13 protein-coding genes and 1 pseudogene are annotated in these 13,483 nt (G+C 67.8%); 11 read left to right on the forward strand and 3 right to left on the reverse strand.

What is annotated here, in order from left to right; genetic code table 11:
- The first annotated feature begins 20 nt into the window (after positions 1-20).
- From J1C73_RS27530 to J1C73_RS27540, 3 genes are all read left to right on the forward strand, one after another.
- Complete coding sequence (locus J1C73_RS27530; protein WP_307797810.1) at positions 21-1,595, forward strand: class I SAM-dependent DNA methyltransferase; 1,575 nt, start codon at positions 21-23, stop codon at positions 1,593-1,595.
- A 33-nt stretch (positions 1,596-1,628) separates the two neighbouring features.
- On the forward strand, positions 1,629-3,023 hold the full coding sequence (locus J1C73_RS27535; RefSeq protein WP_207318755.1) for an AAA family ATPase: 1,395 nt from the start codon (positions 1,629-1,631) through the stop codon (positions 3,021-3,023).
- Between the two features lie 173 nt (positions 3,024-3,196).
- A complete protein-coding gene (locus J1C73_RS27540; protein WP_207318756.1) occupies positions 3,197-3,778 on the forward strand; it encodes an HNH endonuclease in 582 nt (193 codons plus the stop codon).
- 58 nt (positions 3,779-3,836) lie between these two features.
- Here J1C73_RS27540 and J1C73_RS27545 read toward each other — a convergent pair whose 3' ends face one another.
- Positions 3,837-4,061 carry a DUF397 domain-containing protein gene (locus J1C73_RS27545; protein ID WP_207318757.1) on the reverse strand — a complete coding sequence of 75 codons (225 nt, stop codon included), beginning with the start codon at positions 4,059-4,061 and terminating at the stop codon, positions 3,837-3,839.
- On the reverse strand, positions 4,036-4,872 hold the full coding sequence (locus J1C73_RS27550; protein ID WP_207318758.1) for a helix-turn-helix domain-containing protein: 837 nt from the start codon (positions 4,870-4,872) through the stop codon (positions 4,036-4,038). Before J1C73_RS27550 ends, J1C73_RS27545 begins: the two co-directional genes overlap by 26 nt.
- Positions 4,873-5,065: 193 nt before the next feature.
- Between J1C73_RS27550 and J1C73_RS27555 the strand changes: the two genes are divergently transcribed.
- The 3 genes from J1C73_RS27555 to J1C73_RS27565 all read left to right on the forward strand — a co-directional run bounded on the left by J1C73_RS27555 (position 5,066) and on the right by J1C73_RS27565 (position 6,459).
- A complete protein-coding gene (locus tag J1C73_RS27555; RefSeq protein ID WP_242644783.1) occupies positions 5,066-5,368 on the forward strand; it encodes a hypothetical protein in 303 nt (100 codons plus the stop codon).
- Positions 5,365-5,718 carry a hypothetical protein gene (locus J1C73_RS27560; protein ID WP_207318759.1) on the forward strand — a complete coding sequence of 118 codons (354 nt, stop codon included), beginning with the start codon at positions 5,365-5,367 and terminating at the stop codon, positions 5,716-5,718. Before J1C73_RS27555 ends, J1C73_RS27560 begins: the two co-directional genes overlap by 4 nt.
- A gap of 87 nt (positions 5,719-5,805) precedes the next feature.
- Positions 5,806-6,459: a hypothetical protein gene (locus J1C73_RS27565; RefSeq protein WP_207318760.1), complete on the forward strand. Its 654-nt coding sequence runs from the start codon at positions 5,806-5,808 to the stop codon at positions 6,457-6,459.
- Positions 6,460-6,506: 47 nt separating this feature from the next.
- Here J1C73_RS27565 and J1C73_RS27570 read toward each other — a convergent pair whose 3' ends face one another.
- Positions 6,507-6,905: a winged helix-turn-helix transcriptional regulator gene (locus tag J1C73_RS27570; RefSeq protein ID WP_307797811.1), complete on the reverse strand. Its 399-nt coding sequence runs from the start codon at positions 6,903-6,905 to the stop codon at positions 6,507-6,509.
- Positions 6,906-7,006: 101 nt separating this feature from the next.
- On the opposite strand from J1C73_RS27570, the gene J1C73_RS27575 reads away from it, so the two are divergent.
- The 5 genes and pseudogenes from J1C73_RS27575 (at position 7,007) to J1C73_RS27595 (ending at position 13,461) form a co-directional block, all read left to right on the forward strand.
- Positions 7,007-7,663: an NAD(P)-dependent oxidoreductase gene (locus J1C73_RS27575; protein WP_207318761.1), complete on the forward strand. Its 657-nt coding sequence runs from the start codon at positions 7,007-7,009 to the stop codon at positions 7,661-7,663.
- Positions 7,664-8,112: 449 nt separating this feature from the next.
- Positions 8,113-8,757 carry an RNA polymerase sigma factor gene (locus J1C73_RS27580; protein ID WP_207318762.1) on the forward strand — a complete coding sequence of 215 codons (645 nt, stop codon included), beginning with the start codon at positions 8,113-8,115 and terminating at the stop codon, positions 8,755-8,757.
- Positions 8,754-9,794 (forward strand): CU044_5270 family protein, encoded by a 1,041-nt coding sequence (locus J1C73_RS27585; protein ID WP_207318763.1) that lies wholly within the window; start codon positions 8,754-8,756, stop codon positions 9,792-9,794. The genes J1C73_RS27580 and J1C73_RS27585 overlap by 4 nt, the downstream gene beginning before the upstream one ends.
- A 93-nt stretch (positions 9,795-9,887) precedes the next feature.
- Positions 9,888-12,188: an SF1B family DNA helicase RecD2 gene (recD2, locus tag J1C73_RS27590; RefSeq protein ID WP_207318767.1), complete on the forward strand. Its 2,301-nt coding sequence runs from the start codon at positions 9,888-9,890 to the stop codon at positions 12,186-12,188.
- 249 nt (positions 12,189-12,437) lie between these two features.
- A pseudogene (locus J1C73_RS27595) lies at positions 12,438-13,461 on the forward strand (citrate/2-methylcitrate synthase).
- The last annotated feature ends 22 nt before the right edge of the window (positions 13,462-13,483 follow it).

Raw genomic sequence — 13,483 nt, forward strand, 5'->3', positions numbered from 1 at the left:
GTACAGCAGGAGTTCGAGCTGTGACCGCCCCCGTCGAAGACAACATCGTGCTGGCCCCGCAGGCCGCAGCCCACACCAACAGCCTCGTTGCCAAGCTCTGGAACTACTGCAACGTCCTCCGGGACAACGGCCTCTCCACCATCGAGTACGTCGAGCAGCTCTCGTACCTCCTCTTCCTCAAGATGGTCGACGAGATCGCCGAGGACCCCTTCTCCGAGGCGGACGCCGCCGAGATCGTGCCGACGGCGTACGCCTGGAAGTCCCTCGCCAGCAAGAAGGGCCAGGCGCTCGAACTCCACTACCGCAACGTGCTCGACGCCCTCGGCACTCGCCCCGGTACCACCCTCGGCACGATCTTCACCAAGGCCCAGAACCGCATCACCGAGCCCGCCCTCCTCGAAAAGCTCGTCGTCGACCTCATCGGCAAGCAGGACTGGACGGTCGGGGACGCGGACCTGAAGGGCGACGCGTACGAGGGGCTGCTCGCCAAGGGGGCCGAGGACACCAAGACCGGCGCCGGCCAGTACTTCACGCCCCGCCCGCTCATCGACGCGATCGTCGAGGTGATGCGCCCCCGGCCCGAGGACACCATCACCGACCCCGCCTGCGGAACCGGTGGCTTCCTCATCGCCGCCCACTCCTACATCCGCAAGCACCACATGAAGGACCTCACCAGGGAAGAGCGCCTCGCGCTCGGTGAGGGTCGCAAGATCTGGGGCAACGAACTCGTCCCCGGCACCGCCCGCCTCGCCGCGATGAACCTCCTGCTCCACGGCATCGGCAGCAGCGAGGGCAAGAGCCTGATCGACATCGGCGACGCGCTCGCCACGAAGCCGGGCGCCAAGCACGCCTCACTGGTCCTCGCCAACCCGCCCTTCGGCAAGAAGTCGGCGATCACCATCATCGGATCGGAAGGCAAGGCCGAGAGGGAGGACATCTCCTACGACCGTGACGACTTCCGCGCCACCACCACCAACAAGCAGCTCAACTTCCTCCAGCACATCATGTCGCTGACGGCCATCGACGGCCGGGCGGCCGTCGTCCTCCCCGACAACGTCCTCTTCGAGGGCGGCGCAGGCGAGAGGATTCGCCGGCGCCTGCTGGACGAGTTCGACCTCCACACGATCCTGCGGCTGCCCACCGGCATCTTCTACGCGGGCGGCGTGAAGGCCAACGTTCTCTTCTTCAACAAGAAGACCCCCCGCGCCGACGGCAAGCCGCACACCACCAAGGTCTGGGTGTACGACCTCCGTACCGCCAAGCACTTCACCCTCAAGCAGCGCCCACTGACCCGTGCCGACCTGGAGGACTTCGTCCAGGCGTACGGCGAGAAGCCGGCCGACCGGGTGGACACCTCCGCCGAGGAAACCGGCCGGTTCAAGGCGTACACGTACGACGAACTGGTCAAGCGCGACAAGGTCAACCTCGACCTCACCTGGATGAAGGACCCCGCCCTTGAGGACGCGGACAGCCTTCTGCCGCCCGAGGTGATCGCCGCCGAGATCGTCCAGGACCTTCAGGCGGCGCTCAGCGAGTTCGCGGCGATCGCCGAGGCACTGGGCGGCGAGGTCCCGGCCGACGCGGAACCGGAATAGCCGCCCCTCTCCCACCGGACGGAACCGTCACCCATGTACGTCTCCCGCGTGTTCGTCGAGAACATCAAGTCGTTCCGTGGTTCGCGGACCGTCGACCTGACGCTGACCCGCCCGGACGGCTCGCATGCCGGCTGGACGGTTCTGGCAGGCCGTAACGGGGCCGGGAAGACGACGTTGCTGCGGGCCTTGGCCTTGGCGCTGAGCGGGCCGGTGCCCGCGCGGGGGCTGGTCCAGGGTTTCGAGAACTGGATCGCACGCGGGTCGGCCGACGGCAGCGCCCTGGCGAAGATCGTCAGGGATACGACCTTCGACAAGTTCACCGCCTCGGGAAGCACCCCCAAGAACAGTTTCTGGGTGGGCTTGCAATGGACTGCTCCAGCCGAAGGCGTCGGAGGCCGGAAGGCGGCCCAGCCGGCGCTGACCGAACGCAAGTATTCGACTGCCAAGAACGCGAGCCCTGCTCAGCGTGGTCCCTGGGCCGACAACCCGAGGGGCTGGTTCTGTGCCGCGTACGGGCCCTTCCGACGGATGGCCGGAGGCTCGGGAGAGGTGCAGCGGCTGATGCTGGCATCGGGGCCCGTAGCCCGGCAAGCGAGCCTGTTTCACGAGGATGCGTCGCTGGCCGAAGGCGTCGGCTGGCTGATCGAGCAGCATCTACGTGCGTTGGAAGGGCGTGAGGGCGCCACGGCTCTCAAGGAGGCAGCGCTCTCCGTCCTGGGAGACGGGCTCCTTCCCGACGGGTACCGCGTCGAGGAGGTGGACTCCGAGGGACTGTGGGTCACACGCGACGGGCACCGATACCCCTTGCGGGAGATGAGTGACGGCTTCCGAACCGTGGCAGCGCTGGTGGTCGACCTGCTGAGGCAGATTCACGATGCCTTCGGTGACGAGGTGTTCGCCGGAGACGGCGAGGGGCCAAGCCTCCTCCAGGTCCCCGGCGTCGTGATCATCGACGAGATCGACGCCCATCTCCACGTCTCCTGGCAACGGCGCATCGGCCCGTGGCTGACTTCGCACTTTCCCAACATCCAGTTCATCGTGACGACTCACAGCCCGTACATCTGCCAGGCCGCCGATCCCGGTGGACTGATCCGCCTGCCGGGTGTGGACGAAGATGCCGCTCCCGAGGTAGTCCCAGAGGACCTGTACGAGCGCGTGGTCTACGGCAGTGGTGACGACGCGGTCCTCTCCGACCTCTTCGGCCTCGACACTCCGTACTCCGAGAGGGCAGAGCACGTCCGGGCCGAGTTCGTGGCGCTGGAATCCAAGGTGTACGACGGTGACGCCTCACCCGAGACGGTCTTGCGGTACAAGGAGTTGAAGAGCTTGCTCTCAAGCTCGCCGACAGCACGCGTCCACGAGATGTCCGTCCAGCTTCAGCGGATTGCCGGGGAGATCGAGGACGGAGAGGGTGACGACTCGCAGTGATCCGACTGAGACGTACCGAGTTACCCTCTGGCGCTGCGGCGCACTTGAAGGCGTACACCCAGCAGATCTCGGAGGCGGCGGAGCCTGACCGTAAGGCCAAGGCGGCAGATTTGTGGGGTCACACCACCGTACGTCGTCGCGTATACGGTGAACTCAGCGCTGCTCTCGCGGACATGGCTCCCGGCCATGAGCGCTGCATATACTGCGGTGACGGGCAGGGCACGGACATCGACCATTTCGAGCCGAAGAGCCTCGCCCCGCTGCGCACTTTCGACTGGCTCAACCATCTGCTGGCCTGCTCGTACTGCAACAGTAACCAGAAGCGAAACAAGTTCCCGCGCGCCGAGGAGGACGGTAGTCCGCTCCTCCTCGACCCCACGCTCCAGGACCCGTTGAACCACCTTCGGTTGGTACTGCCGCTCTGCACGTACAAGAGCCTGACTGCTCAGGGCGCCGCATGCATAGAGGTGTTCGGCCTCAACACCCGGGGAGTCCTTGTCGAGGGACGCAGGACTGCCTACGGAACAGCCAAGCAATCGGTCGAGCTCTGGCGCATCGCCACGGACCGGGGCCAGCACGGTAAGGCCGCGGAGGTGGTTCGCATCGCATGGAACCGCCCGCTCGCCGACGTATTGGCTTCGATGTTCCACCAGTCCGGTCACCCGGCCGCGGATCTCCTCTTCGACGGGGAGGAGGAGACCCTGGGGCTCCTCAGGGACCAGGGCTTGCGCGCGGCATTTCTGTCCCGCGCGTGACATTGCCCCGTCGAACCTGAATGTAGTGAGGGTGAGTTCGCCGGGGCGCGGTGCGTGATCAGGTGGCGAGGTAGCCGTCCTTGACCGCTTCGACGAACGACGCCCAGCCGCCTGCGGAGAAGACGACGGTCGGGCCGGTCCGGCCCGCCTTGCTGTCGCGTACGGGGACGGCGGCGTAGCCGTCGACGACCTCAAGGCACTCGCCGTTGGCCCCACCGCTGTAGCTCGACTTGCGCCATCCGTTCAGTGACCTGTCGTCAATGCTGGGTTTGGTGTTGTGCATGCTCGTGCTCCTCCGCGATGGCTCTGACGAGGGCCAACGACTCCCGTTGCGGGGCCGCGTCGCTCAGGGCGAGAGTGTAGGACGTGTGGCATGCCGCCACCGACGCCGGATCATCCATCAGGTGCCCAGTGTGAAGACCCTCGACGTACGAGACCGGAGCGGCATCCGCGAAGTTGAGCAGGTAGACCATGCTCTCCAGGAGGGCGTGTGCGCCGGATGCGAGGGTCAGTACGTGCAGCCGCAGGCGACCGGCCTCGGCCATGTCCGCCACTTTGTGCAGTTGCTCCGCCATCGCGTGCGGTCCGCCGACACAACGCCTGAGCGCGGCCTCGTCGAGCAGTGTCCAGGCGACCGGAGTCGACGACTTACTGAGCAGTTGGGCGCGTTTGGCGCGGCTGACAACGAACTCGTCAAGTTCCTCCGGGCAGTAGTTCGGGCGATATGCCTCGAACACGGCACGGGCGTACGCTCCCGTCTGGAGTAGACCGGGGATGAGAGCGCCGCCGTACTGGCGAATCTCCGTAGCCTCGCGCTCCAACTCGGCTACCACCGTGAAGTACCGGGCGAACTTCGAGTCCAGGTCGGCCAGCCAGCGGACGAAGAAACCGTCAGTGTTCAGCGCGATATCGATGCGCCGGGCGTCGTCCGGCTTCGGCAGCCGCCGCCCCGCCTCCCAATGACTGATCAGCGTGGGGGAACAGACCACCTGCTCACTCAGGGCCTCCTGCGTCAGCCCGGCGGCGATCCGCCGTAACCTCAGCTCCTCCCCGTACTTCTCGCGCGGCGTACGCGGCTTCCGGGTGATCTCCATGCGGCCTCAACTCCCTGACCTGACCTGCGCACTGTCATCCCCCAACCCCTGGCAGCGTAGCCACTTCCGACCCCACTCTGTGATGGGTTCGCTACAGAACGCAGTGAACTCGTCATCGAGATCGAGAGACGAAGACCCCCGCGACCGAGGTGAACGGTCCGGGGGCATGGCCACCCTGAGAAAGCAGGCTGACATGAAGCACGCTATCGCCCGGCTCCTTGAGTCGCTGGTGCGGTGCCGAAACCGGCGGAAGCGGAAGCGGGACCTCTACCTGTACCCGTACTCCTGCGACTACGTGAGCGGGCCGACCGCGTACCGCACCGGCGAGCGTCCCCCGCGAGGCGAGGACAGTCCGCTCGTACGCCCGTACCTCGTCGCGCACGAGCGGCGCATGGCCGAGGAACGGTGCCGCCGTGCGCGCCGCAGGACGTTGTGGATCGCCGCGTGCGGGGCGGACGGCGCTCGGGTCATCCGTGGAGCCGAGGTCACCGCATGAGCGGGGGCAGGCGCGAGGTGGACGGGATCAGGGAGCTGCCCTGGACGGGGCAGGACGGCAAGCCGTGTTACGTCATCGGGGACGGCGCCGGGTACGTGTCGCGGATGGCGGACGGCATCGAGAGCGTCCAACTCGGCATGGCGGGCGACCTGATCGGTCACGCCGCCGACCTCCTGGCGGACCGGAAGGTCACCGGGGTGGAACTCCACTTCCTCGCAAGCCGGTTGACGGAGTCGTTGCGGGAGGTCAAACGGGTCGCGGAGAGCCGGGGCTCGCGGCTGAGCGCGATGGGGACCGATCCGGGCAGGTACGGGCCACAACGTCGAGAACCGGACATCGACGGCGGGTGACTCGGCCACCTGCTTGACGAGCCCCCGACTGTCATCAAGCCTGTTCACGCAGCTCAGCGAACATATGACAGTACGGGGGTTTGCCCGATGGCCATTCCCAGGCCGAGCACCAGCCAGTTCGAGGCGTTCACCACGAACATCGCCTACGCCCGCAAGATGGTGGACGCGGGGCGCTATCTGGCACCCTTCCAGCCGGGTGCGGTCGATGTCGACGACTTCTATCGCGCCGCCTGGGTGCAGGCCGTGGCTGCGATCGACCACTGGTTCCACGAGGAACTCTTCTGCCGCGTTGCCGATCTGGCGGCCAGGGACAGCCCCGACATGCCGCTCCAGCTCCGCAACTACGAGATCCCCCTGCACCGGGTCGAGGCGGTGCAGCGCGGGGATGTCACGCTGCCCGAAGTAGTCGTCGACCACGTAAAGGAGAAGTGGGGCAATGCCTCACTTCAGCATGTCGATGCCATCTCCAAGGCGCTGAAGCTCGTGACCGAGAAGAACATCTGGCAGTGCGCGGCCACCCAGATCAACACCTGGCAGGGCGGCCGCACCGCGTACACGGACAAGACGCTGAGGGCGCAGTTCTCAAGCATCACCACCCGCCGCAACAAGATCGCGCACGATGCGGATCTGGTGGCCGGCGATCTGAAGCGACGACGCCCCATTTCCGAGCCCGACGTGACGGACGCGATCAACTGGATCGACCGCATCGCCCTGGCCGTGGCGCACGTGCTCGACGAGTAGGATCCGGACGGGACCGGTAGGCAAAGGCCGCTGAAGGGCGGCCCGGTTCATTGCGCGACGGACTCCTCGGGCTCCGGTACGGAGGCGCGTTCCTTGTGTGCCCCCCGTGCGTCCAGCAGTGTCGGCAGGTGCTCCGCCGCCCACGCGCAGCAGGCGGCCATGGGCGCGAGCAGGGTGAGGCCGAGCGGGGTCAGTTCGTAGGTGACCGGGGCCGGGACGCCCGCGTGGACGGTTCGGGTGATCAGTGCGTCCCGCTCCATCGCGCGCAGGGTCTCGGTCAGGACCTTGGGTGTGATGGAGCGCAGCGGGATCTCCAGTTCGGAGAAGCGGCGAGGTCCCGCCTCCAGGCACCTGATGATCTGTGCGGTCCATTTGCCGCCGATCCGGAACGGTGAGGCCGTGTGGGAGCACCCGGTGAACATTTCGGGATCAAGTGGTTGGCTCACCCTGGCCAGCGTACGTAACTATCGTTGCGGAAACCATGGGGTGCGGGGCTAGCGTCCGCTGCGTCGGCCGGCGGTCCGCTGGCCTTGGCGAGGGGAACTCCATGAGCAGCAGGATCGTCATCTTCGGAGCGGGTGGACGCGCGGGCCGGCATGCGGTCGCCGAGGCTGTCTCCCGTGGCCATCAGGTCACCGCGGTCGTGCGGGACGTGGCCAAGTACGGGGATCTGGCAGGTGACGGCGTGAGCGTGGTCGCCGGTGACGTCACGCGGGCGGACAGCGTCGCGGAGGCCGCCGCCGGGCACGACGCGGCGATCAGTGCCGCCGGCCGGCTCGATGTGCCGGCGGATGAGTTCTATGTGAGCGCGGCGCACGCCCTGCTGGACGGTCTGGGCCGTGTGGGGGTGGGCCGGCTCGTGTTGATCGGGATCGGCACCACGCTGGAGGTCGCGCCCGGAGTGGCGGTGCACGAGACCCCCGGATTCCCGGAGGAGGGGCTCGCCTTCTCCCTCGGGCATGCGGCGGAACTCGACGTTCTCCGGGCGGCGGAGACGGAGATCAGTTGGCTGGTGCTCGCCCCGCCGCCCGTCTTCCTGGACGCCGAGGCCCCGCGGACCGGCCACTACCGGATCGGCGGCAACCAGGTGCTGCTGGCCGCTGAGGGCGAAACCACCTTCCCCTACGCGGACTTGGCGGTCGCGCTGATCGATGAGATCGAGACCCCGAAGCACCATCGCTCGCTGACCGCGGTGGCGGGCTGAGATGACCGGCCCCTGCGGCTGCCGCGACGTCAGCCGCAGGAGGGGCACGGTGGGCAGGCGACGTCCGTGACGTCGTCGAGTACGGGCCCGTAGGCCGTGTTGACCGAACTGGCGAACCCCGGCGTCGCGGTGGACTGGTGGCGGCGAAGTTCACCTGCCGGTAGACGTAGCCCATGTCCGTGTACGTCTTGCCGGTGATGCCGAAGGTGAAGTCCTGGAAGTTCTGGCCGTTGATGAGGACCTTGCCCGATTTCACCGTCGGCGGACCGGCGGACCGGCGGGCTTGCCGGCCACGGCGTACGTCACCGTGCACTTCGTTCCGGGGACGGTGGTGAAGCTCTGCGACACCGACCCCGCCTTGACACCGCTGAGGTCCAGCGACTGGTCGCCCTCGGCCCTGTGACGTGAGTCACGGGAACCGCCCCTAGCTCCCGGACAGGTCAAAGGTCATGGAGACACAACTGCGGGCCCGGATCCGGGACGGGGACGACGACGCCTTCGCGGAGCTGTTCGACCGGTATGCACGCTCCGTGTACAACCACGCGTTCCGGCTGACGGGGGACTGGTCGACCGCTGAGGACGTGGTCTCGCTGACGTTCCTGGAGGCCTGGCGGCTGCGGGGCCGGGTGGATGCCGAAGGGGGTTCGGTGCGCCCCTGGTTGCTGGGCGTCGCGACGAACGTCGTACGCAACACCCGGCGCGCCGCCGGCCGGCACGCCGCCGCGATCGCGCGGCTGCCCCCGGGCACCCCGGTGAGCGACTTCGCCGACGAGGTCGCGAGCCGGGTCGACGACGCGGAACTGCTGGGCGCGGTACGGCTGGCGCTGGACACCCTGCGGCGCGGCGAACGCGAGGTGCTCGCGCTCTGTGTGTGGTCCGGCTTCGACTACGCGTCCGCCGCCGAGGCGCTCGGGATTCCGCGGGGCACGGTCCGCTCCCGGCTCTCCAGAGCCAGAAGGAAACTCGCGAAGGCCGCCGGGAATCAGACCGCCGGGAATCAGACCGCCGCAAACAGGGAACCGCTCGGCCGCCCGCGACAGGTGAGAGATGGCCGCACGAACGCGGCCCAGCCCATTCAGGAGGGAAACCGATGAACGACAACACGTCGCTCCCCGAGAAGGACCTTCCACCGGGCCGCCACCGTCATCTCAAGGAGCACCTGATGCGAGAGATCCGGCAGACCCCCGTTCCGGAGGCAGAGGAGGCGAGGACCGCCCGCCGCCGCAAGTGGCTGCGGCCCGTCGTCGCAGGCCCGGCTCTCGCGGGAGCGCTGGCACTCGCGGTCGTCGCGGGGATCGCGATGACCGGGGCGGACGGTCCCGAGACACCGGTGGGGCGGGAGGGCAGGGCGACGTACGCCTTCGCGCCCAAGGTGAACGCGGACACCACCGGCGGTGCGGCCGAACTGCTCGACCGCATCGCGACGGTCGCGGCGCACTCACCGGCGGGCGACACCATCCGCGACGACCAGTTCGTCTACGTCCGCAGCCGGGTGGCCGCCGCGACCGTGGGGGAGGGCATCGAGACGAAGCTCGCCGCCCTGCACCGGCGCGAGGTGTGGCTCTCCGTCGACGGGACCCGTCCCGGGCTGCTCCGCGAACCGGGCGGCAACCTGGACAACGAGGTGCTGGAGCGCGATTCCGCGCCGGGCGAGCTCGGCTACGGGCAGAGCACCAACTACCGGCACCTCCAGACCCTGCCCACCGATGCGGACGCGATGCTGAAGTGGCTCCGCTCCCAAGGGGACTCGGGAGACTCGGGGGACTCGGGGGACACGGAGCGGAATCCCGACCAGGACGCGTTCGTACGCGTCGGGGACCTCGTCAAGGAGTCCCTGATGCCGCCGGACGTCAGCGCCGCACTGTTCCGCGCCGCCGCGAGGATCAAGGGGGTGGTCGTGGTGCCCGACGCCGTGAACGCCGCCGGGCACCACGGCGTGGCCGTCGCCCGCTACGACGCGTACAACCCGGGGCTCCGTGACGAGCTGATCTTCGACAGCAAGAGCCTGCAACTCATCGGCAGCCGCAGCGTCGCGACGCGGGCCACCGACAGCATCGAGGCGGGGCAGGTCCTGTCCACCTCCGCCGTTCTCGAACGGGCCGTGGTGGACACGAAGGGACGGCGTCCGTAAGGAAGACCCAGGGAAGGCCGGGCGCCCCTCGGGAGGGGCGCCCGGCCCGGACCGCCTGTCCGAGGGAACCGGTAGCGTCAGCACATGTCCACCATGCCGAACATGGCCGTCCTCGAAGGGGTCCTCGAACGGATCACTTACGCCAACGAGGAGAACGGGTACACGGTCGCCCGCGTCGACACCGGACGCGGCGCCAACGATCTGCTCACCGTGGTCGGCTCGCTGCTGGGCGCACAGCCCGGCGAGTCGCTGCGGATGGAGGGGCGTTGGGGCTCGCACTCGCAGTACGGCAAGCAGTTCACCGTCGAGAACTACACGACGATCCTCCCCGCCACCATCCAGGGCATCCGCCGCTACCTCGGCTCCGGCCTGATCAAGGGCATCGGCCCCGTCATGGCCGACCGGATCACCACCCACTTCGGCGTCGACACCCTCGACATCATCGAGCAGCAGCCGAAGCGGCTGGTGGAGGTACCGGGGCTCGGTCCGAAGCGGACGAAGATGATCGCCGCCGCCTGGGAGGAGCAGAAGGCGATCAAGGAGGTCATGGTCTTCCTCCAGGGCGTCGGCGTCTCGACCTCCATCGCCGTCCGTATCTACAAGAAGTACGACGACTCCTCGATCTCCGTCGTGAAGAACCAGCCCTACCGGCTGGCCGCCGACGTCTGGGGCATCGGCTTCCTCACCGCCGACAAGATCGCCCAGGCGGTCGGCATCCCGCACGACAGCCCGGAACGGGTCAAGGCCGGACTCCAGTACGCGCTGTCGCAGTCCACCGACCAGGGGCACTGCTTCCTCCCCGAGGAGCGGCTGATCGCCGACGCGGTGAAGCTGCTCCAGGTGGACACCGGGCTGGTCATCGAGTGCCTCGCCGAACTCGCCGAGGACCCGGAGGGCGTCGTACGGGAGAAGGTGCCCTCGCCCGAGGGTGGCGAGCCGGTCACCGCCGTCTATCTGGTGCCCTTCCACCGCGCCGAGATCGCCCTTGCCGCCCAGGTGCGGCGGCTGCTGCGGACGCCGGAGGAGCGGATGCCGGCCTTCGGCGACGTGGACTGGGACAAGGCCCTGAAATGGCTCGCGGGCCGGACCGGCGCGACGCTGGCGCCCGAGCAGGAGGCCGCCGTGCGGCTCGCGCTCAGCCGGAAGGTCGCCGTGCTGACCGGCGGGCCCGGCTGCGGGAAGTCGTTCACCGTCCGGTCCATCGTGGAGCTGGCGCGTGCCAAGAAGGCCAAGGTGGTGCTCGCCGCGCCCACCGGCCGGGCGGCGAAGCGGCTCTCCGAGCTGACCGGGGCCGAGGCCTCCACCGTGCACCGGCTGCTGGAACTGAAGCCGGGCGGCGACGCGGCGTACGACCGGGACCGCCCGCTGGACGCCGATCTGGTCGTCGTCGACGAGGCGTCGATGCTCGATCTGCTGCTCGCCAACAAGCTCGTCAAGGCGGTGGCACCCGGTGCCCATCTGCTGCTCGTCGGGGACGTCGACCAACTGCCGTCGGTCGGCGCGGGGGAGGTGCTGCGGGATTTGCTCGCCGACGGCGGCCCCGTACCGGCGGTCCGGCTGACCACCATCTTCCGCCAGGCCCAGCAGTCCGGCGTCGTCACCAACGCCCACCGGATCAACTCCGGCGTACCGCCGCTCACCCAGGGGCTCAGCGACTTCTTCCTCTTCGTGGAGGACGAGACGGAGGACGCGGGCGTGCTCGCGGTCGATGTCGCGGCCCGCCGCATCCCCGCGAAGTTCGGTCTGAACCCCCGCCGTGACGTGCAGGTACTCGCTCCGATGCACCGCGGCCCGGCGGGCGCCGGCCACCTCAACGGTCTGCTCCAGCAGGCCATCACGCCCGCCCGCCCCGATCTGCCCGAAAAGCGGTTCGGGGGCCGGGTGTTCCGGGTCGGCGACAAGGTCACCCAGATCCGCAACAACTACGACAAGGGCGAGAACGGCGTCTTCAACGGCACGGTCGGCGTGGTCACCGCCCTCGACGTGGACGAGCAGAAGCTGACCGTGCTCACGGACGAGGACGAGGAGATCCCGTACGACTTCGACGAGCTCGACGAGCTGTCCCACGCGTACGCCATGACGATCCACCGCTCCCAGGGCAGCGAGTACCCGGCCGTCGTCATCCCGGTCACCAAGAGCGCCTGGATGATGCTCCAGCGGAACCTGCTCTACACCGCTGTGACGCGGGCCAAGAAGCTCGTCGTGCTGGTCGGCTCCCGGCAGGCGATCGGGCAGGCGGTCCGCACGGTTTCCGCAGGCAGACGTTGTACAGCGCTGGATTACCGGCTTCAGGGAGGTACGGAAGGAGGATCCGCCGAAAAAATGATCGATCAAATCGGTGGGAAACATCACGGAGGTCTTCCGGAACCGCAGTCAAGGGGGCAGGATGAATAAGCTCGCGGCACTCAGTGCCGCGAGTAGGTCCAATGGACGACCCCGAGTGCACTCTCCTGAGCCAAATGGGGGAGGGTAGAGACAGTCAGGGAACCTCGAAGAAGAGGCACTACGTCGGTGAGGGATGACGTGAGCGACAACTCTGTAGTACTGCGGTACGGCGATGGCGAGTACACCTACCCGGTGATCGACAGCACCGTCGGCGACAAGGGCTTCGACATCGGGAAGCTCCGGGCGAACACCGGCCTGGTGACGCTGGACAGCGGATACGGCAACACCGCTGCGTATAAATCGGCCATTACCTATCTCGATGGCGAGCAGGGCATCCTGCGGTACCGCGGCTACCCGATCGAGCAGCTCGCCGAGCAATCGACGTTCCTCGAGGTCGCGTACACGCTCATCAACGGTGAGCTTCCGAAGGTCGACGAGCTGTCGGCCTTCAAGAATGAGATCACCCAGCACACGCTGCTGCACGAGGACGTCAAGCGGTTCTTCGACGGTTTCCCGCGCGACGCCCACCCGATGGCCATGCTGTCCTCGGTCGTCAGTGCGCTGTCCACGTTCTACCAGGACAGCCACAACCCGTTCGACGAGGAGCAGCGTCACCTCTCGACGATCCGGCTGCTGGCCAAGCTGCCGACCATCGCGGCGTACGCGTACAAGAAGTCGATCGGTCACCCGTTCGTCTACCCGCGCAACGACCTCGGTTACGTCGAGAACTTCCTGCGCATGACCTTCTCGGTCCCCGCCCAGGAGTACGTGCCGGACCCGGTCGTCGTCTCGGCGCTGGAGAAGCTGCTCATCCTGCACGCGGACCACGAGCAGAACTGTTCGACCTCCACCGTGCGTCTGGTCGGCTCCTCGCAGGCGAACATGTTCGCCTCGANNGATGGGCTTCGGCCACCGGGTGTACAAGTCCTTCGACCCGCGCGCCAAGATCATTAAGGCCGCGGCCCACGATGTGCTGTCCTCGCTCGGCAAGTCCGACGAGCTGCTCGACATCGCGCTCAAGCTGGAGGAGCACGCGCTCTCCGACGAGTACTTCGTCTCGCGCAACCTCTACCCCAACGTGGACTTCTACACCGGTCTGATCTACCGGGCCATGGGCTTCCCGAGCGAGATGTTCACGGTGCTCTTCGCGATCGGCCGGCTGCCGGGCTGGATCGCCCAGTGGCACGAGATGATCAAGGAGCCGGGTTCCCGCATCGGCCGCCCGCGCCAGATCTACACCGGCGAGGTCCTGCGCGACTTCGTCCCGGTCGAGGGCCGCTGAGCCCCGGACCACCGCGCTCTGT

It is taken from the genome of Streptomyces laculatispora, assembly GCF_017353455.1.
Classification (GTDB): Bacteria; Actinomycetota; Actinomycetes; order Streptomycetales; family Streptomycetaceae; genus Streptomyces; species Streptomyces laculatispora.

Coding starts and splice junctions, on each gene's coding strand:
- J1C73_RS27550 (WP_207318758.1), bottom strand. CDS start 4,872: ATGGAGATCACCCGGAAGCCGCGTACGCCGCGCGAGAAGTACGGGGAG.
- recD2 (WP_207318767.1), top strand. CDS start 9,888: ATGCCGAACATGGCCGTCCTCGAAGGGGTCCTCGAACGGATCACTTAC.
- J1C73_RS27555 (WP_242644783.1), top strand. CDS start 5,066: ATGAAGCACGCTATCGCCCGGCTCCTTGAGTCGCTGGTGCGGTGCCGA.
- J1C73_RS27575 (WP_207318761.1), top strand. CDS start 7,007: ATGAGCAGCAGGATCGTCATCTTCGGAGCGGGTGGACGCGCGGGCCGG.
- J1C73_RS27565 (WP_207318760.1), top strand. CDS start 5,806: ATGGCCATTCCCAGGCCGAGCACCAGCCAGTTCGAGGCGTTCACCACG.
- J1C73_RS27560 (WP_207318759.1), top strand. CDS start 5,365: ATGAGCGGGGGCAGGCGCGAGGTGGACGGGATCAGGGAGCTGCCCTGG.
- J1C73_RS27535 (WP_207318755.1), top strand. CDS start 1,629: ATGTACGTCTCCCGCGTGTTCGTCGAGAACATCAAGTCGTTCCGTGGT.
- J1C73_RS27540 (WP_207318756.1), top strand. CDS start 3,197: ATGGCTCCCGGCCATGAGCGCTGCATATACTGCGGTGACGGGCAGGGC.
- J1C73_RS27545 (WP_207318757.1), bottom strand. CDS start 4,061: ATGCACAACACCAAACCCAGCATTGACGACAGGTCACTGAACGGATGG.
- J1C73_RS27580 (WP_207318762.1), top strand. CDS start 8,113: ATGGAGACACAACTGCGGGCCCGGATCCGGGACGGGGACGACGACGCC.
- J1C73_RS27585 (WP_207318763.1), top strand. CDS start 8,754: ATGAACGACAACACGTCGCTCCCCGAGAAGGACCTTCCACCGGGCCGC.